This window comes from Streptococcus henryi DSM 19005, assembly GCF_000376985.1.
Taxonomy (GTDB): Bacteria; Bacillota; Bacilli; order Lactobacillales; family Streptococcaceae; genus Streptococcus; species Streptococcus henryi.
The window spans coordinates 13,394-35,059 of record NZ_AQYA01000022.1 but is presented as its reverse complement, the minus strand read 5'-3'; the positions used below and the strand labels follow the sequence as shown (position 1 = coordinate 35,059).

Annotated in this window: 20 protein-coding genes and 1 pseudogene; 5 read left to right on the top strand and 16 right to left on the bottom strand. The window is 39.2% G+C overall.

Features of this window, described 5'->3' with window-relative positions; genetic code table 11:
* Positions 1 to 296: hypothetical protein (locus F601_RS13365; protein ID WP_211205905.1), on the top strand; the 296-nt coding region annotated here is incomplete at its 5' end.
* A 52-nt stretch (positions 297 to 348) separates the two neighbouring features.
* Here F601_RS13365 and F601_RS0101830 read toward each other — a convergent pair.
* From F601_RS0101830 to F601_RS0101810, 5 genes are all read right to left on the bottom strand, one after another.
* Positions 349 to 1,599 (bottom strand): glutamate-5-semialdehyde dehydrogenase, encoded by a 1,251-nt coding sequence (locus F601_RS0101830; protein ID WP_018163968.1) that lies wholly within the window; start codon positions 1,597 to 1,599, stop codon positions 349 to 351.
* Between the two features lie 143 nt (positions 1,600 to 1,742).
* Positions 1,743 to 2,546 carry a glutamate 5-kinase gene (gene proB, locus F601_RS0101825; RefSeq protein ID WP_026183065.1) on the bottom strand — a complete coding sequence of 268 codons (804 nt, stop codon included), beginning with the start codon at positions 2,544 to 2,546 and terminating at the stop codon, positions 1,743 to 1,745.
* Between the two features lie 54 nt (positions 2,547 to 2,600).
* Positions 2,601 to 4,217 carry a hypothetical protein gene (locus F601_RS0101820; protein WP_018163966.1) on the bottom strand — a complete coding sequence of 539 codons (1,617 nt, stop codon included), beginning with the start codon at positions 4,215 to 4,217 and terminating at the stop codon, positions 2,601 to 2,603.
* 5 nt (positions 4,218 to 4,222) lie between these two features.
* Positions 4,223 to 4,957, bottom strand: a complete 735-nt coding sequence (locus F601_RS0101815; protein ID WP_018163965.1) for an ABC transporter ATP-binding protein — start codon at positions 4,955 to 4,957, stop codon at positions 4,223 to 4,225.
* 272 nt (positions 4,958 to 5,229) lie between these two features.
* Positions 5,230 to 6,861 carry a Na/Pi cotransporter family protein gene (locus F601_RS0101810; RefSeq protein WP_018163964.1) on the bottom strand — a complete coding sequence of 544 codons (1,632 nt, stop codon included), beginning with the start codon at positions 6,859 to 6,861 and terminating at the stop codon, positions 5,230 to 5,232.
* A 158-nt stretch (positions 6,862 to 7,019) separates the two neighbouring features.
* Between F601_RS0101810 and F601_RS0101805 the strand changes: the two genes are divergently transcribed.
* The 3 genes from F601_RS0101805 to F601_RS0101795 all read left to right on the top strand — a co-directional run bounded on the left by F601_RS0101805 (position 7,020) and on the right by F601_RS0101795 (position 9,541).
* A complete protein-coding gene (locus F601_RS0101805) occupies positions 7,020 to 7,817 on the top strand; it encodes a hypothetical protein (RefSeq protein WP_018163963.1) in 798 nt (265 codons plus the stop codon).
* A 669-nt stretch (positions 7,818 to 8,486) separates the two neighbouring features.
* Complete coding sequence (locus tag F601_RS0101800; RefSeq protein WP_018163962.1) at positions 8,487 to 9,044, top strand: hypothetical protein; 558 nt, start codon at positions 8,487 to 8,489, stop codon at positions 9,042 to 9,044.
* Positions 9,044 to 9,541: a YgjV family protein gene (locus F601_RS0101795; RefSeq protein WP_018163961.1), complete on the top strand. Its 498-nt coding sequence runs from the start codon at positions 9,044 to 9,046 to the stop codon at positions 9,539 to 9,541. The genes F601_RS0101800 and F601_RS0101795 overlap by 1 nt, the downstream gene beginning before the upstream one ends.
* A 55-nt stretch (positions 9,542 to 9,596) precedes the next feature.
* On the opposite strand, the gene F601_RS0101790 is transcribed toward F601_RS0101795, so the two are convergent.
* Entirely contained in the window at positions 9,597 to 10,445 is an 849-nt protein-coding gene (locus F601_RS0101790) for a DegV family protein (protein WP_018163960.1), read from the bottom strand.
* Positions 10,446 to 10,650: 205 nt separating this feature from the next.
* Between F601_RS0101790 and F601_RS0101785 the strand changes: the two genes are divergently transcribed.
* The gene (locus F601_RS0101785) at positions 10,651 to 11,211 is read left to right on the top strand and encodes a TetR/AcrR family transcriptional regulator (protein WP_018163959.1); all 561 of its coding nucleotides are present in this window, start codon (positions 10,651 to 10,653) and stop codon (positions 11,209 to 11,211) included.
* Between the two features lie 68 nt (positions 11,212 to 11,279).
* Here F601_RS0101785 and F601_RS0101780 read toward each other — a convergent pair whose 3' ends face one another.
* The 10 genes and pseudogenes from F601_RS0101780 to nusA all read right to left on the bottom strand — a co-directional run bounded on the left by F601_RS0101780 (position 11,280) and on the right by nusA (position 21,434).
* Positions 11,280 to 12,098 (bottom strand): Cof-type HAD-IIB family hydrolase, encoded by an 819-nt coding sequence (locus F601_RS0101780; protein ID WP_018163958.1) that lies wholly within the window; start codon positions 12,096 to 12,098, stop codon positions 11,280 to 11,282.
* Between the two features lie 105 nt (positions 12,099 to 12,203).
* Complete coding sequence (locus F601_RS0101775) at positions 12,204 to 12,407, bottom strand: heavy-metal-associated domain-containing protein (protein WP_018163957.1); 204 nt, start codon at positions 12,405 to 12,407, stop codon at positions 12,204 to 12,206.
* 126 nt (positions 12,408 to 12,533) lie between these two features.
* Positions 12,534 to 14,774, bottom strand: coding sequence for a heavy metal translocating P-type ATPase (locus F601_RS0101770; protein ID WP_018163956.1), 2,241 nt, complete (start codon positions 14,772 to 14,774; stop codon positions 12,534 to 12,536).
* Positions 14,764 to 15,222: a CopY/TcrY family copper transport repressor gene (locus F601_RS0101765; RefSeq protein WP_018163955.1), complete on the bottom strand. Its 459-nt coding sequence runs from the start codon at positions 15,220 to 15,222 to the stop codon at positions 14,764 to 14,766. The genes F601_RS0101770 and F601_RS0101765 overlap by 11 nt, the downstream gene beginning before the upstream one ends.
* A gap of 136 nt (positions 15,223 to 15,358) precedes the next feature.
* Positions 15,359 to 15,881 (bottom strand): annotated as a pseudogene (locus tag F601_RS12155) (nucleotidyltransferase family protein).
* Between the two features lie 94 nt (positions 15,882 to 15,975).
* A complete protein-coding gene (rbfA, locus tag F601_RS0101755) occupies positions 15,976 to 16,326 on the bottom strand; it encodes a 30S ribosome-binding factor RbfA (protein ID WP_018163954.1) in 351 nt (116 codons plus the stop codon).
* Between the two features lie 397 nt (positions 16,327 to 16,723).
* Complete coding sequence (gene infB / locus F601_RS0101750) at positions 16,724 to 19,594, bottom strand: translation initiation factor IF-2 (RefSeq protein ID WP_018163953.1); 2,871 nt, start codon at positions 19,592 to 19,594, stop codon at positions 16,724 to 16,726.
* Between the two features lie 19 nt (positions 19,595 to 19,613).
* Positions 19,614 to 19,916 carry a YlxQ-related RNA-binding protein gene (locus tag F601_RS0101745; RefSeq protein WP_018163952.1) on the bottom strand — a complete coding sequence of 101 codons (303 nt, stop codon included), beginning with the start codon at positions 19,914 to 19,916 and terminating at the stop codon, positions 19,614 to 19,616.
* Positions 19,909 to 20,205 (bottom strand): RNase P modulator RnpM, encoded by a 297-nt coding sequence (rnpM, locus tag F601_RS0101740; RefSeq protein WP_018163951.1) that lies wholly within the window; start codon positions 20,203 to 20,205, stop codon positions 19,909 to 19,911. The genes F601_RS0101745 and rnpM overlap by 8 nt, the downstream gene beginning before the upstream one ends.
* A gap of 26 nt (positions 20,206 to 20,231) precedes the next feature.
* Positions 20,232 to 21,434 carry a transcription termination factor NusA gene (gene nusA, locus F601_RS0101735; protein WP_026183064.1) on the bottom strand — a complete coding sequence of 401 codons (1,203 nt, stop codon included), beginning with the start codon at positions 21,432 to 21,434 and terminating at the stop codon, positions 20,232 to 20,234.
* Between the last annotated feature and the right edge of the window lie 232 nt (positions 21,435 to 21,666).

The following is a 21,666-nucleotide window of genomic DNA, read 5'->3' as shown; positions in this document are numbered from 1 at the left end:
TCTTCTTTAAGACAACTTCTATAGTCTATCAAACTCTAGCAAGTTTGTCAACTCTTTTTTTAAAAAAAGTTTTGACAAATGCTTTACCGCTCTCGTTTGACAGCTTTATTATTCTATCAAATCCTAAACGCTCTGTCAAGAACTTTGTGAGATTTTTTTTGCTCAACTCTCTTAACCGTCTGGCTTTTGACAACTTACTTAGTATACCAAAGTCAGAGTTTCATGTCAACAGATTTGAAATATTTTTTGAAAGTTTTCAATTTCTTTTTCAGTTGTTTTCAATTACCGCCCGTTAATCTTATTAAAAAAACAATAGAGCACTGACTTAGTACTCCATTGTTTTAGTTTTTATTCTCTTATTTGACCTGTTCCATTTATATAGAATTTTGTTGAGGTAAGTGCTTCTAGTCCCATTGGGCCTCGAGCATGCATTTTTTGTGTTGAAATTCCAATTTCTGCACCAAGTCCAAATACAAAACCATCAGTAAATCGGGTAGAGGCATTGACATAGACTGCTGAGGCATCTATTTCATCTTGGAAGCGTTCAGCACTGCTGATATCTTTTGTAACAATAGCTTCTGAGTGATGGGTTGTGTATTGGTTAATCCAATCGATAGCTTGCTCAAGATTCTCTACTACTTTAACTGAGAGAATATAATCTTGGAATTCTGTTGCATAATCTTCTGGGCTTGCTGGTACTGATTTTTTGAAAATGGCTTGCGCAGTCTTATCTGCACGAAACTCAACTGGCTGTACTTGATCTAAGGATTCTTCCAATTGTGGTAAGAAAAGCTCTGCTATGTCCTTATGTACCACTAATGATTCCGCAGCATTACATACACTAGGACGCTGAGTCTTGGCATTAATAACAATTTTAGTAGCCATGTCTAAATCCGCTGAGGCGTCAACGTAGATATGACAATTCCCAACACCTGTCTCAATGACCGGAACTTTGGATTTTTCTTTGACTGTCTGGATGAGTCGTGCGCCTCCACGAGGAATGAGGACATCAACATAGTCAACTGCCTGCATCAAGTCTTCGGCGACAGCATGACTGGTATCTTCTACCAATTGAACAACATTTGGGTCTATTCCAGCATTGGTCAAGGTTTGACGAACAATTCCAATAAGGGCCTTGTTAGAATTGATTGCATCTCGACCACCACGCAGGATGATGGCGTTGCTTGTTTTGAAAGCTAGACTAAAAGCATCCACTGAAACGTTTGGACGGCTTTCAAAAATCATAGCAATAACCCCTAATGGCACGCGCTTTTGGACAATTTTAAGGCCGTCTAAATTAGTATAGCCACGCACAACTTGACCGATTGGATCCTGCAAATCCGCAACCTGACGGACTCCTTCTGCGATACCCTCGATTCTATTTGCATCCAGACGCAATCTGTCAACCATGATATCTGAAATCCCATGTTCCTTAGCTAGATTGACATCCTTAGCATTTTCTTCTAAGATTTCTTGGGTCTTTGCTACTAAATCTTTGGTTACCTGCAAAAGCACCTTGTTTTTTTCTGCTGTGCCTAATTTCACCAAACTCTTGCTGGCTTTTTGAGCATTTTTTCCTAAGTTTTCAATATATGTCATTTTAGCAACCTCCGTAGGTGGGAATTTTGAGAAATACTGATAATTCTTCTATAAATATACTTGCAATCATCCTCATTATTATAGATATGCGTCGTAACTATGTTAGATCTTTTTTAGTTAGCTAGTCTTTTAAAATCAATTAATTATTTTTCTTGAGCAAACCAAGTTCCTATCATGGCTCCGTCAAGAACTCTTAAGATATCCCTCGGATTAGCACCATTCATTAATATCATTTGCCCATTATTATCAAAAACCATTTGGGCACTCTTGATTTTACTGAGCATTCCGCCCGTTCCAAAACGACTTCCTGCTCCACCGGCTGACTGAATTATTTCTTCAGTTATTTCTGGTACATAGCGTCGAAGGACAGCGTCATCATAAATTGTTGGATTTTTATCAAATAGACCATCGATATCAGAAAGCATAATTAACAAATCTGCTTTAGTAATACCTGCTACAAGAGCAGATAGGCTATCATTATCACCAAATTTTGTCGCATGATCCATTTCGTCGACACTAACAGCATCATTTTCATTAACGATTGGCACAATGCCCATTGAAAGCAGTGTTTCAAAAGCATTAGTAACATTTGCTAAACTTTCTGGATATTCAACTACATCACGCGTCAGGAGAATTTGTGATACATTTGTTTGATAATGGGAAAAAATTTGTGAATAGAGACTCATCATGGCAACTTGCCCGACACTAGATACTGCCTGTTGTTGTGAAATCTCAGCAGGGCGTTTTTTTAAGCCTAACAAATCTAAGCCAAATCCCATGGCACCAGAAGAAACTAGAATCACTTCTTTTCCTATATTCATCAAACTTGATATAACAAAGGCAAGCTGGTCAATCTTAGATAAGTTAATTTTTCCATTCGGGAGGACAAGTGAGCTCGTCCCAATTTTAATTACTAGACGTTTTACATTTTCGAAATTTCTTTTCATAAGTATGATTATACTATAAAAGCCATGCTTATGCACGGCATTCTGTGGTAAAAGTCAGCTAATTTTCTTCCAGAAAACTTTGTTGAGAACTAGTTGTGAAATTAAAGCCAAAACTATAATAAATATTGTTACTGCACTGCTGACTGCAAATGGATTTCCAGTAGCAAAACTAGCAACTAGAGCTAAAACAACTAGACTAACTCCGCCAATTAAGTTTCCCATCATCAAGCCAAACATAGTCCATTGACCACCACCCCGAGAAAAGAGTTGGGTAATGTCTTGCCATTTCAAATCTAATAGTTTGTAATCACGACGGTACATGAATTGGCCTTGAATACTTGTCATTAGGACCAAACCAAGTAGAAATGCGATTACTATGATTGGAGATAGTTTCAAGATAAAGAAGCCTAAACATCCATATACAAGAACGGGTATGCATGCTTGTAATAGGAATAAGATTACAAATTTTTGTTTCAAGAAATATTTAAAGTTCAATGGCAAAGCTTTAAAGGAGACAAAGTTATCTTTTTCCAAAGAAAGTCCAACTCCCAAAAAAGAAGAAGGCATACTACACATACTTCCCAGTACTATGCCAACAAGCAAGGCAGAACCGAAATAATCAGCGGTAATGATTTTTGATAAATCTGAATCATTAGCCAGGCTTGGTGTTATGAAAATAACAGCGTAAACCAAGGGCATAAGATAAGTTTGTGTTAGCAAGGTTGCATTTTGTAAAGTGGAGAGATGATGTCTGATTAAAATTTTATTCAGGGATGTCTCTTTAAAATCTCTGACAACCTTCTTCTTACTTGACTGTGTTTTGGTATTAACATAGATCACTTCGTGGTAATAATGAGGCATCACATACTTAACAATTCCTATTATTAAAGCAATGATGAAGAGTAAAGGTAACCAAAAATTGACTAAAGAACTTATACCAACAGGCTCTTGAACGATGTCATAGTAACCTCTAAAATACGGAATTGCTACTCGATCTAATAGGTTCCCCTCTTCCATAAGACGACTTTGATTAGTCATATTTAAGTATAAGATTAGTCCTATTGCTCCAAAGGTTGAAACAAACATTAAGGCAGTTGAAATCAATTTGCGTCGTTGGCTTCTAACTATAATTCGCCCAATGAGACTGTTCAGATAAAGGGAGATAACCATCGAAGACATCAATAGAACCAAAAAAAGAACAAGGGTTATAGGAATAGCTAAAACAATCCCAACTATTTGCCAATATGCAATGAAAAAGAGAGAGAGTAGAGGCATGAGAAATACTGAACCCATTCCCAAAGATGAGATAATTTTTGCAACATAGAGTTCCGAAGGTTTGATAGGAAGATGGACATAGAGCTTAACGTCGCCACTCTCATAAAATATTGTATACATAGACGTAAAAGCTGATATAGTTGCCATGATGAAGAAAGTTGCAACATAGAAAGAGAAGAAACCTGGATAATGGCTAAAGTCCATTCCAATGAACATAGATAAATAAATAACTGTAAATAAAACAATCAACAAAAGCTGTTGCTGAATCATACTCTTGTAAGCTGAAAATTTCTTTTTTGGATTACGTTTTTGCTTCTTCTTGAGCGCTGTCAAAGTTTGTGGATTGGAGTATAAAATATTTATTTTCGTTAATTCCCAAATTGTTTTCCAATTCATTCAAATCACCCCACTTCTTGTGCATTTCTTCCAGCCATTTCCAAATAGATTGTTTCCAAATCTTTATCTGGGTGATTTGATTTAAGATCTTCTAAGGTTCCAACAAAAATGAGCTTTCCTTGCTTTAAAATGCCAATTCTATCACAGAGCTGTTCCGCAACCTGCAGTACATGTGTAGAAAAGATAACGGTCTTACCTGATTTCGCATGTTCCTTCATCATCTCTTTCAAATCAAATGATGCTTGAGGATCCAGACCAGTGAGTGGTTCATCCAGAACCCAAATATCAGGATTGGAAATGAGTGCCCCAATGACAATAACTTTTTGACGCATGCCATGTGAAAAACTATCAATCATGTCGTTCACTTGCGAAGTTAAATCAAATAACTGACTTAGTTCTGTAATTCTTTGCTGTGCAATTTCTGAATCAACACCATAGATTTTTGCCAAAAAATGCCAGTATTCGTTTGCTGTCAGATTAAGGAAGATATCGGGTGAATCTGGAACATATCCGATTTTTTTCTTGATATCATCGCGATGCTCAGAAAGTAACAAATCATCAACATAAACATTTCCATAGCTAGCTTCTATAATAGAAGTCAAGACACTAATTGTTGTTGTCTTTCCAGCACCATTATGCCCAATAAGTCCGAAAATTTCTCCATCATTGATAGATAAATTCAAATCACTTAGAGCTTCTTTTTCCCCATAAATTTTCGAAACATGATCGAATTTAATCATTGTCTTTCTCCTTTAACCGACTTTTTCTATTTGTAATCTCAAATATAATTTTAGATCACACATAAAAATTGCAACTTCTATGTTAATTATATAGTCAAAAATCGTTATATCTAAAAGTTTTTATAAATATAAATTATTGTTCTATATAAGCAACACAATTTTTGATACCATCATCTTACTGCTAAGTAAACTATTTGTCAAGTAATAAGCGAAGTCCTTCTTGTGATTATAAAAAAAACGGCAGTTATGCAAACTACCGTTTAGTATTTTTATTAGATTTGTTTCTCAATAACTTTTTCAGCTAGGTTCATTGCATGATCAGAGATACGAGTACATGGCGTAATTAAATCAATAAAATTAATCCCCGCCAGTGGTGTACATTCTCCACTATTCATACGTTCAATGTGACGCTTACGAATTTGACGTTCAAAGCGTGCAATCTCTTTATGACGATCTACCAATTCTTCAGCCAAATCTCTTTCATCGTAAGCTACTGCCTTCAATGCATCTAAAATCATGCTATGTGTCATATGATAGAGTTTATCTAATTCCTTGACAGCTGCCGCAGAGAAGGTAATATCTTTTGAAATATTATGCTCCATCAAACGAACAAGATTCACACCATGGTCACCAATACGTTCCAAATCACGTGATGAATCTAAAATACTTGAAAGTACTGTACTTTCATGTTGAGTCAAGGTTTCTCCTGACAACTCGATTAAGTATTTGGTTAACTCTTCATCAATTGTGTTAACAGCATGTTCATACTTTTCAGCCTTATCAGCATACTTTTCATTACTGGTTTCAATAAATGAGAAGGCCGCCTCAAATGTCTGTGTAGCATAAGCTCCCAAATGTATAAGCTCTTTCTTTGCATTCCCTAGGGCAATAGCTGGCGCTTGTTTCAAGACCAAGCGATCAAGGTAAAGAGGCTCGTATTTAAGAACTTCGTCCTCACCAGGAATAAGCTTAGTGACAAGAAGAGCCAAGGCCCCGATGAATGGGAAAAGTAAAATAGTATTAGTAATGTTGAAAGCACCATGAGCAAATGCAACTGACATGGCAGGAGACAGATTCCAAACACCTTGCATCCAATGAATAAGAGCAGTAAATGGTACTAGGAAAATCATAAAAATGACAGTTCCAATAACATTAAAGAGTACATGAGCACCAGCAACACGTTTTGCAGAGACATTTGCACCGATTGCTGCAAACACCGCAGTAATACAAGTTCCAATGTTAGATCCTAGCAAAATTGGGATTGAACCTTGCAAGTCAAGCAAGTCGCTAGCATGTAGCCCCTGAACAATACCGATAATAGCTGCTGAAGATTGGATGAGCATAGTTAAACCAGTACCAATCAAAACTCCCATAATTGGTTTATCACCTAGAGTTGCTAAATATTCTTGAAAGGCTGGAACTGATTTAAGTGGCTCCATAGCATCACTCATGACACTCAAGGAGAAGAAAATTCCGCCTACACCAAAGATAATGCGCCCAATATTGTTCAGCTGTCGATTGCTAGTAAAAAATAGCAAAGCTGCACCTAAGAAAATCATTGGAAGAGCATAGTCGCCTAGATTAAAACCAATCAGGAATGATGTGACTGTAGTCCCAATGTTTGCTCCCATAACAATACCGATAGCCTGCCTCAGGGTTAAAAGACCAGCCGAAACTAGACCAACAGTAATGACAGTTACACCTGAACTTGATTGTATCAAGGCTGACATCGCCAAACCTACCAGAATTCCTAAAAACGGATTACTGGTGTATTTGTCAATATAGTATCGTAAACGATCACCGGCTGCTTGTTGGAGACCATCACCCATATATTTGATACTAAAGAGAAAGAGACCTAGGCCTCCAAAAAAACCAAATGCAATTTCTTGCCAATTTACGGACACAAATTTTCTCCTTTTCCAGTCGTACAAAGACGATGTATACATTTCCATTGTAATCTTTTTTTCTAATCAGACAAGATATTTTTTTTAGGTGAAAAGGCATACTTTTTATTACTTAATTAAAATTATGTTATAATAGAAAAAAACTTTAGGAGAAATTTATGAAACTTGAAAAGAAAGAACTTGTAGCACTTTTTGCCAGTCTTATACTCATTGTATTTGCAGCAATTGTCTTCTTCAACCACGAAAGTAAAACAAAAGTAAGTCCTTCCCTAATAGATAACAAACAGGAGAAAACTCAAGACGATGTAGCCAAGATCCAAAGTCTCCTAACTAGTCTTGAAAGTGCACCTAATGATGAAAGTATTGCTAACATTGAAGAATTATTAAAAAAACTTCCAGATTCAACAAAAAAAGATGATCTAGTAAAACGTCTTGATGCTGTTAAAATTGAGCTCGCCAAAGAAAAAGCTGAAAAGAAAGCACAAGAGGATGCCGAGAAAGCTGTTAAGTCACTTGAAGACGAGCAAAATGATGAAAAACTTTCAGCTGCACAAGAGGCTGTTAATAAAGTTGGCAATGAAAATAAGCGTAGTAAATTACAAGCTAGAATTGATGTCATTCGTGAACAATTAGAAGCAATTGCTCAAGCCGCTGCCGCTGCTATGTTGCAAGAATCTTCAGATTCGTCTTCAGATGTTCAGGATACACCAACGTACGAGTATTCTACTCCAAATACAGAAACTCAAGCTCCAACTCAGAGTCAAACGCCTAACTCAACACCTAGTCAGACTCCAAGTCCAACACCGACTAAACCAACACCAAGTGATGAGCCTGCCACAACTCCACAACCTTCTAGTCAAGATCCAATTGAAACACCTCAGCCATCAAATAGTGATACTTCAACTCCAATTGATGATGGCACTTCAACTGCAACAGCTGAAGAACCGCAGGAATAAACCTAAACGTTGACATAAGATTAGCTTCTATTACTAAGTGAAGCTAATCTTTTTTATCTTCTAACACAACTAGCAAAAAAGATTACTAGCATTTAGGGAGTGGGATAGAACTCGACAAGCAGAATTGAACTCGCCTACGACACTGTGCAAAAAAATACGCAACTGTTTCAGCTTCAGCTGATTACAGGTGTGGATACCTTTAGGTATAAACGACGCCTAGACGCAAGCGTCGTCGTTGCGTTTCCTATTTTTCCTTGTGTCGGTTAACGGCTTTGTATCTTAACAAAAGAGTTCCCCTCACGTCCTCATTTCTAGGCTCAGGCTGAAAGAGTCTATCCCCAGCCTCTTTCACTCCCACCCTTACAAAGCCTTGTAGAATTTTATAAGTCCTGTAACGACGAACTAAAACACACTAGGCTACTGCGTTTGGATGTTACTACGAACTATGCGAGGTTGGGAGCTTTTCCCAGCCTATTTGATTTAAAAATAGCTAAGATCATTAATTTTACACTTCAAAGTAACTTTTTTACTTAATAGAAGACAAAGGCTCACTAATCTTGCCATAAAAATCATTAAAACACTATAAAAAATGCCCAAAAACCTTGAAATATTAGGGAATCAAAGCTATAATGGTGATATTGGAATTTTTCAATCTGAAAGGAATTTTGTATGAAAACATCTAAAAGTGAGATTGTTTATCTCATCCTGAGTATTTTGACGCTGATTTTTGCAGCAGGTATTTACTTCCTCTTCGGAGACACATCAAAACCAGTAACAAATAATATTAAGACTGTTCAAAATGCTACAAGTGATTCTTCCAAAGGTGAAGATGAACATATCACTAAAGCAAAAGCTGCTATCGCAAAGTTAGAGGCTGCACCTAACCAAGAAAATCTCGTTATGGCTACCACTGCCTTAGCTCTTGTTGAAGACCAGGCTGTTGTTGATGAATTACAAGCAAAGCTCGACTCATTAGCTAGTGAAGTAACAAATCAAACTGAAGCTGAAGAAGCTGTTAAAGTTGCTGAAGAAGATCAAACTAGCGAAAACGTTGCTAATGCAACTGCTGCTATCGAAAAAGTAAGTAATGCTACTAAAAAAGCTGAACTTCAAAGTCGAATTGATGCTGTTTCAGACGCTATTGCCGCTCAATCAAGCTACTATTCAACTGAAGCATACTCTGATTACAGCTACACTGAGAATTACGTTTCTCAACCTGAACAATAATGTCAATTGGACTTATTTTCTCGGCTTTTGGTGCTGTCTGCCTAGCTCTTTCATCTTTTGCTAAGACAAAAAAACGAATGCTAACTTGGCAAATCACTGATTATCTATTTACTCTAGTAGCTAATATCCTATTAGGTGGCTATACAGGAGCGATTACGATAAGCGTCTCTATCATTAGGAATTTCTTGATGATAAAAAAATGGGATTCTCTCTGGTCAACATTAATTCTCGTCTTTTTACAGATTAGTTTTGGTAGCTATTTCAATAATCTTGGCCTTATAGGTTTTCTTCCCATTATTTCTTCTATCTCCTACACTTTAGCAACCTTTTTGACTGATAAAGTAAAATGGCTGCGCTGGATTATTGTTGAGAATATGATTCTATGGTCTTTTTATGACTGGACAATCAAAGCTTACCCTGCTCTTATAATGGATATCGTCATCACATTGACAACATTAATAGCAATTAGAAAATATAAAACAAATAAACTCAATTAAAAAAAATCCCTTTGTTAAGAATCATCTGACTCCTAACAAAGGGATTTCTTATTTTTTAGATTCCAATTTCATATCCCAATAGGATACCCTCATCTTCTGCGTAGAAACTACATAAACCTGAAGTTTCTTGATAAATAACCTCAGCCTCTGGAAATTGACTATGAATTTTTTCTGTAAGCTGCTGACAAATTTTTTCATTCTTAGCATGAGCAATCAGAACACGGCCACCTGCATATCCAGCTTTCACCATCTCATCAAAACTAGCAATGACGGCCTTTTTCTGACCGCGAGCTTTTTGTAAAAGTTCAAGCTTTCCTTCATCACTGGCTTGACCAACCATACGAATGTTCAGAAGACCTACAACTTTACCAACTAACTTATTAAGGCGGCCATTTTTTACTAAGTTATCAACTTTGGCTAATACAAAGAGTAACTTCGTTCTTTCTTGATAGGCAGTAATAGCTTCTACCACTTCCTCAAAACTAATGTCCTGAGCCATTAGTCTATTCAATTCCAGAACAATTAAATCCATTTCTCCACCAGCTGACAAAGAATCTATGACATGAATATTAACATCAGGATTTTCTTCTAAAAGTAGATTTTTGGCAATTAGCGCACTATTGTGGCTTCCTGATAAACCGCTAGTGATTGTCATCGCAATTACATTCTCAGCACCTTTATAAGCTTGTAAAAAGGCATCCGGGCTTGGGCAACTCGAACCAGCTGAAGTTTTTGTGGCATACATAGTATCCATCATTTGATCAATATCAATACCTTCATCATCAACAAAGATTTCTGAGCCTATTTGAATGGTTAATGGTACACTCTGAAAACCTACCCCCTCTGACAAGCTATCATTTTTTTTAAAATCGCATCCTGAGTCTACAACAATTTTCCATTTCATATGAAACGCCTCCAATCTCTTCAAATCATCCACTTTTTAATTTTTGTCCAAGTTAAACAGGCTGAGAGTATCTTCACAGCCTCATTAGTTTCTCTTAACTTTTACTTTATTTGACAAATAAAGCCTTTTCACTTAAAATTATATCATTAAATGCTTTAAAAAATATGAAAAAAGCATCCGTTGTCACAAGAGGGGGAGATTTGTTATGACTGAAAGAAAAGTGTCAGCTAATTCATTAAAAAATTTAACCCAGTTCAATCTGGAGAATCGCTCACTGACACGGGAATCTATTGAAACAGCTCTGCTATTCTTCATGGAGACAAAGCAACTGTCTCAAATTACTATTTCAGAATTAGTCAAAAAGGCTGGGGTATCACGTAATGCCTTTTATCGAAATTACCATTCAAAAGAAGATATTCTAGAGGACATGCTTAAACAAACTGTACGCAGAGTAGGACGAGGATTGAAACAGTTTGATCTAAAAACGCAAACCTATCAGGCTTGGCTCTACTTACTTAAGGAAGCTAGAAAAGAGGCTCACGTCCTTGCATTAATTTTTAAAAATCATTGTGAGGAGCTTTTAAACCGTGTTGTCACTAAACGTATCACCGCCTACCAACGCTATAAACAAAAACATGTTATAACATATAGTAATGCTTTTTGGAGTAGTGGTATTATTTCTATTCTTCGCAATTGGGTTGCGGATAACATGCGTATTTCAGAAGAAGATTTGGCAGCTCTTAACTTACCGCTTTTACCATTTTAAAAGGAACCGTTTCTATCGGTTCCTTTTTATATCACAAAAGTCTGCAAGTTTAGGCATTACAAGGCTTGTTATAGATGTGCTAAAGCATAATCTAAAATTGCTTTGGCTACCCCTGCTTGATCATTACTACTAGTTACATAGCGGCAACGCTCCTTGATAGCTGCGCTAGCATTTCCCATAGCAACACTGTGATAGGAGTATTCCAACATTTCAAGGTCATTAGCGGCATCTCCGATTGCCATGACATTTTCTGGTGAATAGCCCAGCTCTTCAGTCAGTTCTTTTAGGGCACTTGCCTTGGTATGTCCTTTTGGCATGGCTTCAAAAATATAGGATTGGCTGCGCACGACACTGAAGTCTCGTCCGAGAAGTTCCTCTTGTTCTGATTGGAAGGCATCTAATTTAGACTGCTCTGCCATGAACATAGCCTGAAAAATGATTTCTGAACCTTCCTTAACAGCTGCTAGACTGCTGGCCTTGGCTGTGTCAAAAACAAGCCCTGCATCATATTGAACCAATTCAGGGACTTCATCAGCGATTGCAAAATAGGTTTTTTGTCCCGTTAAAGTTAGACAAACTTCAGGATGGTTTTCAACAGCCTGGTAAAGTCTATCTAGCTCTTGATTGCTAACTTGTGCATAATTCATAAGGTCCCAGTCTTTTGTATTATAGACTGTACAACCATTATTCATAATAATATACTCTTCTTCAGATAGACCAAGTTCTTCAAAGTAAGGAAGAATCCCAGACTTTGGACGGCCAGTACAAAGTACAACCTTGATACCTGATGCTGCTGCTTTTTGAATAGCTCTGATATTCTCAGCAGGAATTTTCTTTTCAGAATTAAGCAAGGTCCCATCCATATCAATGGCAATTAATTTAATCATGACTACTCCTTTGTCAAAATTCAGTTACCCCTCTAGTGTAGCACTTTTGCTAGAAAAAAAGAAGCCAAGACCTGCTTAACTTCTTCTCATATTCAGTAATGACTGTTATATTTCTTTGCCCAGTTCAAACTTAGTACCTTTAAGGGCACGTTTGAGGAAGAGTTTGAAAGGTTTTCCTGTTACCGTTGCTTGTTTTTTCTCCAAGTCAACAACAACCTTTTCCACACCGCGTACAGCAGATAATTTTTCAGTGACCGTCTTGACACAGCCATCACATTTCATCCCTGTAATTTCATAAGTTTTTTCCATGTTTAACTCCTTTTTGTAACTATTATACTCAATGAAAATCAAAATTAGAGGAGGCAAGCCGACGCAGACATACCTAATGGTAGGCAAGAAGGCTTAACGATCTATCATTTTGATTTTCGAAGAGTATTAGTTGATTTTAATATATTTTAAGCGCAATGCATTGAGCACAACTGAGACTGAACTGAAGCCCATGGCAAAGCCAGCAATCATAGGGTTGAGTAGGGGGCCGCCAAAGAGATAGAGGACACCCATTGCCACTGGGATAGCCAGGACATTGTAGATAAAGGCCCAGAAGAGATTCTCCTTAATAATTCTAATGGTCAAGCGGCTGATAGTCAAGGCCTTGATGACATCAGAAATCTTCGGCTTCATAAGGATAATGTCCGCCGACTCAATGGCGATATCCGTCCCTGAACCGACTGCGATACCGATATCTGCCGTTGCCAGGGCAGGAGCATCGTTGATACCATCACCGACCATGCCTACCATCTTACCTTGACTTTGTAGGTCCTGAATGGCTTGCGATTTCTGGTCTGGCAGGACTTGGCTGATGACATTTTTGATGCCAACTTGTTGGGCAATGGCTTGCGCTGTTTTGGCATTGTCACCTGTCAACATGACCACGTCAATTCCTTTTTCTTGTAACTTAGCCACAGTCTGCTTACTGTCTTCCTTAACCTGGTCAGCTACGGTGATTAGGCCAATTAACTCATTGCCGCGGGCAACATAGATTGGAGTCTGTCCAAGTGCTGTCGCTGACTGCACCGCTTCCCGAGAGGCTGTCAAATCGACTTCTTTTTGCAGCATCAATTTGTCATTACCGACTGAGATGGTCTGCCCTGCAATGTCCGCTTGCAGTCCAAAACCTGTTAAAGAGGTGAAATTCTCAATAGCCAGCAAGTCAAGTCGGTCAGCAGCTGCTTTTTCAACAATAGCTAGGCTGAGCGGGTGTTCTGATAACTTCTCAATGGAAGCCACTTGGGCTAATAAGCTCTGCTCATTTTCAGGGCCATAAGCAAAAACATGAATGACCTGAGGCTTGCCTTGGGTGATAGTTCCTGTCTTATCAAAGACGATGGTGTCCAGGTGAGGGGCATTTTCAAGAGTGTCACCGCGTTTGAAGAGGATGCCGTTTTCAGCAGCCCGACCGGTACCGACCATGATAGCCGTCGGTGTAGCGAGCCCAAGGGCACAAGGGCAGGCAATGACCAAAACGGCGATGGCAGTCTGCATGGCAAAGATGAAGCTTTCACCCATAACAAAGTACCAGAAGAGACCTGTCACAAGGGCAATGACCATCACCACAGGCACAAAGACACCTGAGACTCGGTCAGCAATCTTAGCAATAGGCGCCTTGGTTTGTTGGGCATCTTCAACCAATTTGATGATTTGAGCTAATAAGGTCTCATCGCCAACTTTTTCGGCCCTCATGGTGATGGAGCCCTGTCCGTTGATAGAGGCTCCAAAAACCTTGTCATCAACTTGCTTTTCAACAGGAATGGACTCACCTGTCAGCATAGATTCATCAATGGCTGACTGACCAGACAATACCACACCATCCACAGGGATTTTTTCCCCAGGTTTAACGATAATGACATCCCCCAGCACCACTTCTTCAATGGGCAGAGAAAGTTCCTGACCATGACGGATAACGGTGGCTTCCTTGGCTGATAGGGTCATCAATTTCTTAATAGCGTCAGAAGTCCGTCCCTTAGATAAGGTCTCGAAGTATTTTCCTAGAGTAATCAAGGTCAGAATAACAGCCACAGACTCAAAATAAAGGTCATGGACATGGTGGGCGTGACCCAGACTGACATGATAGAGACTGTAGAGGCTGTAAACAAAGGCTGCCGCCGTAGCAATAGCCACTAGGGAATCCATATTAGGATGACCCTTGAAGAGCGAGCGGAAGCCATTGACATAAAAACGACGCCCAAAATACATGACTGGCAGGGTCAAAACTAACTGCAAAAGGGTAAAAGTCATGGGATAGCTATGAGGACTGATCATATTCGGCACCCACATACCCATCATAGAGCCCATAGAGATATAGAGTAGGGGCACCGAAAAAATAGCCGACATGAGAAACTTATGCCACATGCGATTGGTTGCCTCATCATCGCGTTCCTCTTGTGATTTGGCCGTCTCAGGGTCGAATACTGTAGCCCCATAACCCGCATCTGCCACAGCTTTTTCAATCTTGGCGTCATCGACCAAGGTTGGGTCGTAATCTACTGTCATTTTTTCCGTTGTCAGATTGACCACCGCACTCTCGATGCCATCTAACTTTTTGACCGCATTTTCCACATTGAGCACACAGGCTGCACAGGTCATGCCGTCAATCACAAAAGTTTCTTTAGTTGCCATTGGCACTCGCCTCCTCTAAAATATGGACATGCTCTTGACAGTTGCATTGCCCTGGCGTACAGTTACATGGGACTTGCTCCACTGCCTTTTCTTTTTTGGACAATAGCTGAGCCTGCAGCTTATTGATATCTTCTTCTGTCATTAGGGTCTGGTCCAAAAGGTGTTCCAGAATAGCCACATGCTTGCGCTGACAGAATTTGGCAAAGAGCCCATCAGCTTGGACATTGATGCTATCTGACTCCGTCAAAAGGGCAGAATAGACAAATGATTTGCCAACTTTTTCAGTTGCTAAGTAGCCCTTATCAACCAGACGACGTAAGAGAGTCTTGACAGTCGAGCTGGTCCATTCTGTTTTTTGAGAAAGAATATCTAAAATTTCATTGCTGGTCGTCTTGCCCTTGGCCCAAACAACCCGCATGATTTCCCATTCCGCATTTGAAATTGACATGAGAACTCCTTTTTATTTTTTGTTTTTTTGTTTACATTTGTAGATTTATTATAAGGTTTCTGTTTACATTTGTCAACAGTAATATGTAAAAAAAGATGAGACCAGCTCATCTTAAATCATTTTCTCTTAGCTGAGGCTACTTGTTTAGCCAGTTCTTCTTGGTCAATCGGCTTTTATATAGTTCCATGCGTTCTAAATCTTCAGCAAAGTGAGGAGTTGGGGCTAGGATGAAATTTGTTATGTCTTCTGTACCATATGGAAGAAAAAGTTCTAAATCTCTCTTTATTCAAACGTCCGGCAATAGCCGTACAACGTTCAGGGTATTTTGCAATTGCATCCCTAGCTGATTGATAAGGTAAAGTATTTGGACTATGGATGTGCATGTAAACTTGATTTTTGACTTCCCATTTATATTTTGGATAGACTTGCTGAAGGTTTTCTTGAATGTCTAAAGTTTGCTCATAGGAGATGCGGGGATCATAGAAGACCACGTCCAAATCACTGGCATCCTCTAGTCCTGGACGGTCTGATAAGATATTCCAAATGTAGTTTCGCAGAGTTCCAGCTGCTAACCAGCAGTCTTGCAAATCCAGCTCTGCTATTATCCTAAAAATTCCCATAAGTTCGTTGTCAGACAAAAATAGTTTCTCTAAATCCATATACTTTCCCTACTCTTCCTAGAACTTCAACACTTGTAAATAATCTTATTGTATCATAAAAAAGACCTATCAAAATTGACAGATCTCATTTAAACTAATTCTTATTTTCCAAATCGCGGAGCATTTGGTCAATTTTATTACCGTATTCGATGGATTCATCTTTGATGAAGGTCAAATCTGGAATTTTGTAGATAGTCAGATTTTTACCAAGTTCACGTTTGATGGTGCCTGTAGCTTTTTCAAGTCCAAGCTGTGCTTTTTGATTGTCAGAAGCCAACTCAGAATGAATGGTATAGTAAACCTTAGCCATAGACAGATCACCCAACATTTGAACATCAGTAATAGTTACATCTTGAACACGTGGATCACGAACTTTTTTTTGTAAAATCTCGTTGACTTCACGTTTGATTTCCATACCAACACGGTCAATACGATGGTTTGCCATAATGATGATACCAGACCCGACTAGAAAGTGACTGAAAAATAAGCGACAATCCAAAAATCTTATTTGAGGAAGAGTCTATCATTTTTCTAGTTCCCCAGACGGGCTAGATTCCTTTCTTTAATTTTTTTCTTTCAATAAAAGCTAGGCCAGAAGACCTAGCTTTTGCTTTTATTTCTCAAAGTGGAAAATAGAGCTAGCTGAGAACAACTATTTTCCCTTCAACGATTTCGCTTTTAAGTCATTAATGCTTATCTTGTAAGAGGAAATAAAGTCATTATTTTCGCTTCGACGATTTTTCCTTTAAGTCGACAATACTTAAAGGAAAAAGCTAGTGTAACGTATAACCAGACGGCCATAGCCGCTGGTGTGTAAGCATTAGAGACTTTAGTCGCAATGCTTACTTACGTTTGATTTCTTCCATGATGTAAGCCTCAATAGTATCATCAACCTTAAGATCGTTGAAGTTTTCGATCATGAGACCACCTTCTTGGGCGTTTCCGACTTCTTTAACGTCGTCTTTATAGTGTTTCAAGCTTGCCAATTTACCGTCGAAGATAACAACACCGTCACGGATAACACGGGCACTTGAATCACGGGTAATTTTACCGTTGATAACCATGAATCCACCGATTGTTCCAACTTTAGAAACTTTGAAGGTTTCACGGATAATTGCTTCACCGATGATTTTTTCTTCAAATTCTGGGTCAAGCATACCTTTCATGGCATCTTCAACTTCTTCAATAACCTTATAGATGATTGAGTGAAGACGAATTTCAACACCATCAGCATCTGCTTGAGCACGCGCTTGTGGCGTAGGGCGGACGTTAAATCCGATTACAACGGCATTAGAAGCTTCTGCAAGGGTAATATCAGATTCATTGATGGCACCAACAGCAGAGTGAACAACCGTTACTTTAACACCTTCGACATCAATCTTAAGAAGTGATGCTGCCAAGGCTTCAACAGAACCTTGTACGTCAGCTTTGATAATGACGTTAACTGATTTCACTTCACCAGCTTTAAGAGTGTCAAAGAGGTTTTCAAGTGAAACACGCTGTGTCGCTTGACGTTGTTTAAGAAGAGCTCGTTTAGCACGTTCTTCACCAGCTGCACGCGCAGCTTTTTCATCTTCATAAACGGCAAAGTGATCACCAGCCATTGGTGCTTCATTCAAACCAGTGATAGATACTGGCGTTGAAGGTTCCGCTGATTTAACACGACGACCGAGGTCGTTGGTCATAGCACGGACACGACCGAAGGTATTACCAACAACGATTGGGTCTTGAACATGAAGGGTACCTTGCTGAACAAGAAGGGTGGCTACCGCACCTTTACCTTTATCAAGACGAGCCTCGATAACTGTACCGATGGCACGAACTGTTGGATCAGCTTTAAGCTCTTCCATTTCAGCTACAAGGAGGACTGTTTCAAGCAATTCTTCAATGTTTTGACCAAATTTAGCTGAGATTTCTACAAACTCAGAGTCTCCACCCCAAGCAGTTGAGATAACACCATGCTCAGCCAATTCACCGATAACACGCTCTGGGTTAGCACCTGGTTTATCAATCTTGTTGATAGCAACGATGATTGGAACACCTGCAGCTTTAGAGTGGTTAATGGCTTCAATTGTTTGTGGCATAACACCATCATCAGCAGCAACAATCAAGATTGTAATATCTGTGATTGAGGCACCACGCGCACGCATTGAGGTAAAGGCCGCGTGACCAGGTGTATCCAAGAAAGTAATTTTCTTACCGTTTTCAACGATTTGGTAGGCACCGATATGCTGAGTGATACCACCTGCTTCACCTGTTGCGACACGTGAATTACGAAGTGTATCAAGAAGGGTTGTTTTACCATGGTCAACGTGTCCCATGATAGTAACAACTGGCGCACGTTCAACCATGTTTTCAGGATTAAGATATTCTTCATCTCCAAAGAAACGTTCAATATCCGCTGTGTCCACTTCGACTTTCTTCTTAGCTTCAATACCATAATCAACCATAAGAAGTTCGATTGTCTCGCCATCCAATGATTGGTTTTGAGTTGCCATTACTCCCATCATGAAGAGTTTTTTAACAATTTCAGCAGGCTCACGTTTAATACGTTTTGCGATTTCTGCAACTGTCATCCCTTCAGTGTATTCGAATTCTTTAGGTAATTCATGGAATTTACGTTCAGTGACAGGTTTTACTGTGTCATGACGATTATTCTTGCCTTTTTTGTTCTTTTTGCTGTTATTCCAGTTACTATTTCTTTGATTTCTCACTTGGTTTTGATTATTCCACTTATTATTTCTTGTTTGCTTAGGTCCATCTTCAGATTCACGTGAAAATTCACGTGTTTTTTCAGAGCGACCTTGTTTCTTACGACGATTATCTTGTGCCTTTGGTGCTTCTTGAATTGAAGCAGGGGCTGCTTTTACAGGAGCAGCTGACTGCTTAAGGGCAGCTTTTTTAGCTGCTTCCTTCTTAGCTTGCGCTTCTACTTGAGCTTGACGTTCAGCTTCTTGAGCTTGAAGTGCAGCCTCTCTAGCAGCCTGTGCTTCACGAGCTGCACGTTGTTTTGCCTCTTCTTGTTCACGGAAACGACTCTCACTAGTGCGTGAATACTCTGCATTTTGCTCTGCCTTCAATGCTGCAGCACGTGCTTTGAAGTCAATTTTTGGCGCAGCAGTTTGTTGACGGCGTTCATTGTTTCGATTATCGTTACGACGATTGTCTTGACGACGATCATTGTTACGATTCTGACCTTGGAAATTACGATCACGATTTCCTGCTTGACGATTGTCTTGACGACCTCCACCTTGACGGTTATCTGAACGATTCTGACCTTGGTTGCGGTTATCATTACGTCGGTTATCGTTACGACGATCGTTATTACGATTACCACCACTATTGGCACGTCGTTCAGCTTCCGCTTTTGCTTTTGCTTCGCGCTCTGCCTTAAAGTTACGACTTTGAGGTTTTGGTTTAGGTGCCACAGTTTCTTTGATCGGAGCAGCGGCTGCAGCTGGAGTTGCTTTTGTCTCAGCACTAGAAGCTACTTCAACTTTGACTGGAGTAGATTTAGCTTCTTTAACTGGGGCAGCAGCTTTTCCTTCCTTATTTTGTGAACCGAAGCTCTCAACGATACGTTTAGCATCAGATTCTTCTACGCTAGAAGAATGGCTTTTCACAGCAAGGCCTAATGCTTGTGCTTGCGCAACTACTTCCTTGCTACTCTTGCCAAGTTCTTTAGCAATTTCATGTAATCTTTTCTTTGACAATTGATGTCCTCCTATTCTGTTATACCATAAGAGTCCTCATTTTCTTTGAAAATCCAGCGTCTGCAACGGCAACCACCTTACGGGGCTTGCCGAGAGCAGCACTTAATTCCAGTGCATTAAACACTGTGGAGACTTCTACTTTGTAATAATTACTTTTATCAGTTATTTTTTTTGTCACATTTGGTCCGGCGTCATTGGCTAGGAAAATAAGCTGAGCTTTGCCAGTTTGAATGGCTTTTACTACTAACTCTTCACCAGAGATGACCTTCCCAGCTCGCTGCGCTAGACCAATCATATTGGACAAACGATCTAAATTATTCAAGACCTAACTCTCTTCTTTTGACTTTGTGATCCACATAAGCAATCAATTCGTCATAAAATTCCTCTGGAACTTCTACAGAGAAACTACGATTGAAAACTTTTTTCTTTTTAGCTTCCAAAGCTTCGCTATTGTCAAGCTTAATATAGGCGCCACGACCGTTCTGTTTACCAGTAGGATCGATAAAAATCTCACCTTCTTTATTCTTAACAATACGAAGAAGATCACGTTTATCAATCACTTCACCTGAGACAACTGATTTTCTTAAAGGTATTTTACGTGTTTTAGCCATGAAACACCTCTTTTCTCTTATCTTTCTTATTCAGCTTCAGTGCCGAAAGCTTCAGCTGCGGCAGCAAAGTCAGCATCAATTTCTTGGACAACAGGTGCTTCTACAGAAGATGAATCAACAACTCCTTGAACTTCACGTTCTGCTTCAAGAGCTTCATATTCAGATGCTGACTTGATGTCAATACGGTAACCAGTCAAGTGAGCTGCCAAACGAACGTTTTGTCCACGACGACCGATTGCCAATGACAATTTGCTATCTGGGACAACAACTGTTGCGCGTTTGCTATCTTCATCATCGAAGAGAACCATATCAACTTCAGCAGGTGCGATAGCATTATAGATAAATTCAGCTGGATCTTCTACCCATTGGATAACATCAATGTTTTCTTCGACTGGAATTTCAACACCTGTTTTAGCATCGTAACGTTTTGGATGGAATTTACCAATAACTTTTTTAATGTTTGATCCACCACGTCCAACAATAGTACCGATAGCATCAACATTATCATTGTGACTGCGAACAGCAACTTTTGTACGATCGCCTGCTTCGCGAGAAACACTCATAATTTCTACAGTTCCATCAAATACTTCAGGAATTTCTTGTTCCATAATACGTTTGATGAATTCTGGGTGACTGCGGCTAACAAAGACGTTAACACCTTTTGGATTGTTTTCAACTTTGTAGACGTATACTTCAATGCGATCATGAGATTTCCAAGTTTCACCAGGAATTTGGTCTTGGTGAGAAAGCTGTGCTTCTAAAGAACCAAGGTTAACATAGATGAAACGTTGGTCAAAACGTTCAACCGTACCTGTCATGATTTCGCCTTCATGCTGTTTGTACTCATTGTAAGTTACTTCACGCATTTGACGACGCATTTTTTCCATGATTGTTTGCTTAGCTGACTGAGCAGCGACACGGCCAAATTCCTTAACAGATTCTTCAAAACGAATGCGGTCGCCAAGCTCATAGGCAGAGCTGATTTTGAGGGCATCTGACAAACTGATTTCAAGGCGTGAATCAAATACTTCCTCAACGACTTCACGAACTGTAAAGACTTGGAAATCACCAGTTTTTTCATTAAACTCGATGACACATGATTCAGACTGTCCATAACGACGTTTGTAAGCAGATTTCAAGGATTCTTTAACCGCATCAATGATATCATCTTTGTTGATGTGTTTTTCTTCTTCCAAAATACGGAAGGCTTCTAACATTTCTTTGCTCATAATTAAGATATTAAGGGCATTAAGCGGACACCGCAAAAATGGGAAACCGACCGATGATGCTTGCATCTAGGTCACATTTTTCATTTTGGTAAAGTCCGTAGCCCATATTCAGTTCCTTTCAATAAAGTTAAACTAGGAATTAGTGGCTTATGAAACCCACTGGGACAATTGAAAGATGAACGTGACACAACTCATTGTGCCTGTTCAATTCCTTTCATTTTTTTCGACAATA

Bases quoted from the DNA above. Each gene is read 5' to 3' on its own strand.
- F601_RS0101830 (WP_018163968.1), bottom strand. From the start codon at position 1,599: ATGACATATATTGAAAACTTAGGAAAAAATGCTCAAAAAGCCAGCAAG.
- proB (WP_026183065.1), bottom strand. From the start codon at position 2,546: ATGAAAAGAAATTTCGAAAATGTAAAACGTCTAGTAATTAAAATTGGG.
- F601_RS0101820 (WP_018163966.1), bottom strand. From the start codon at position 4,217: ATGAATTGGAAAACAATTTGGGAATTAACGAAAATAAATATTTTATAC.
- F601_RS0101815 (WP_018163965.1), bottom strand. From the start codon at position 4,957: ATGATTAAATTCGATCATGTTTCGAAAATTTATGGGGAAAAAGAAGCT.
- F601_RS0101805 (WP_018163963.1), top strand. From the start codon at position 7,020: ATGAAACTTGAAAAGAAAGAACTTGTAGCACTTTTTGCCAGTCTTATA.
- F601_RS0101800 (WP_018163962.1), top strand. From the start codon at position 8,487: ATGAAAACATCTAAAAGTGAGATTGTTTATCTCATCCTGAGTATTTTG.
- F601_RS0101795 (WP_018163961.1), top strand. From the start codon at position 9,044: ATGTCAATTGGACTTATTTTCTCGGCTTTTGGTGCTGTCTGCCTAGCT.
- F601_RS0101790 (WP_018163960.1), bottom strand. From the start codon at position 10,445: ATGAAATGGAAAATTGTTGTAGACTCAGGATGCGATTTTAAAAAAAAT.
- F601_RS0101785 (WP_018163959.1), top strand. From the start codon at position 10,651: ATGACTGAAAGAAAAGTGTCAGCTAATTCATTAAAAAATTTAACCCAG.
- F601_RS0101780 (WP_018163958.1), bottom strand. From the start codon at position 12,098: ATGATTAAATTAATTGCCATTGATATGGATGGGACCTTGCTTAATTCT.
- F601_RS0101775 (WP_018163957.1), bottom strand. From the start codon at position 12,407: ATGGAAAAAACTTATGAAATTACAGGGATGAAATGTGATGGCTGTGTC.
- F601_RS0101770 (WP_018163956.1), bottom strand. From the start codon at position 14,774: ATGGCAACTAAAGAAACTTTTGTGATTGACGGCATGACCTGTGCAGCC.
- F601_RS0101765 (WP_018163955.1), bottom strand. From the start codon at position 15,222: ATGTCAATTTCAAATGCGGAATGGGAAATCATGCGGGTTGTTTGGGCC.
- rbfA (WP_018163954.1), bottom strand. From the start codon at position 16,326: ATGGCAAACCATCGTATTGACCGTGTTGGTATGGAAATCAAACGTGAA.
- rnpM (WP_018163951.1), bottom strand. From the start codon at position 20,205: ATGGCTAAAACACGTAAAATACCTTTAAGAAAATCAGTTGTCTCAGGT.
- nusA (WP_026183064.1), bottom strand. From the start codon at position 21,434: ATGAGCAAAGAAATGTTAGAAGCCTTCCGTATTTTGGAAGAAGAAAAA.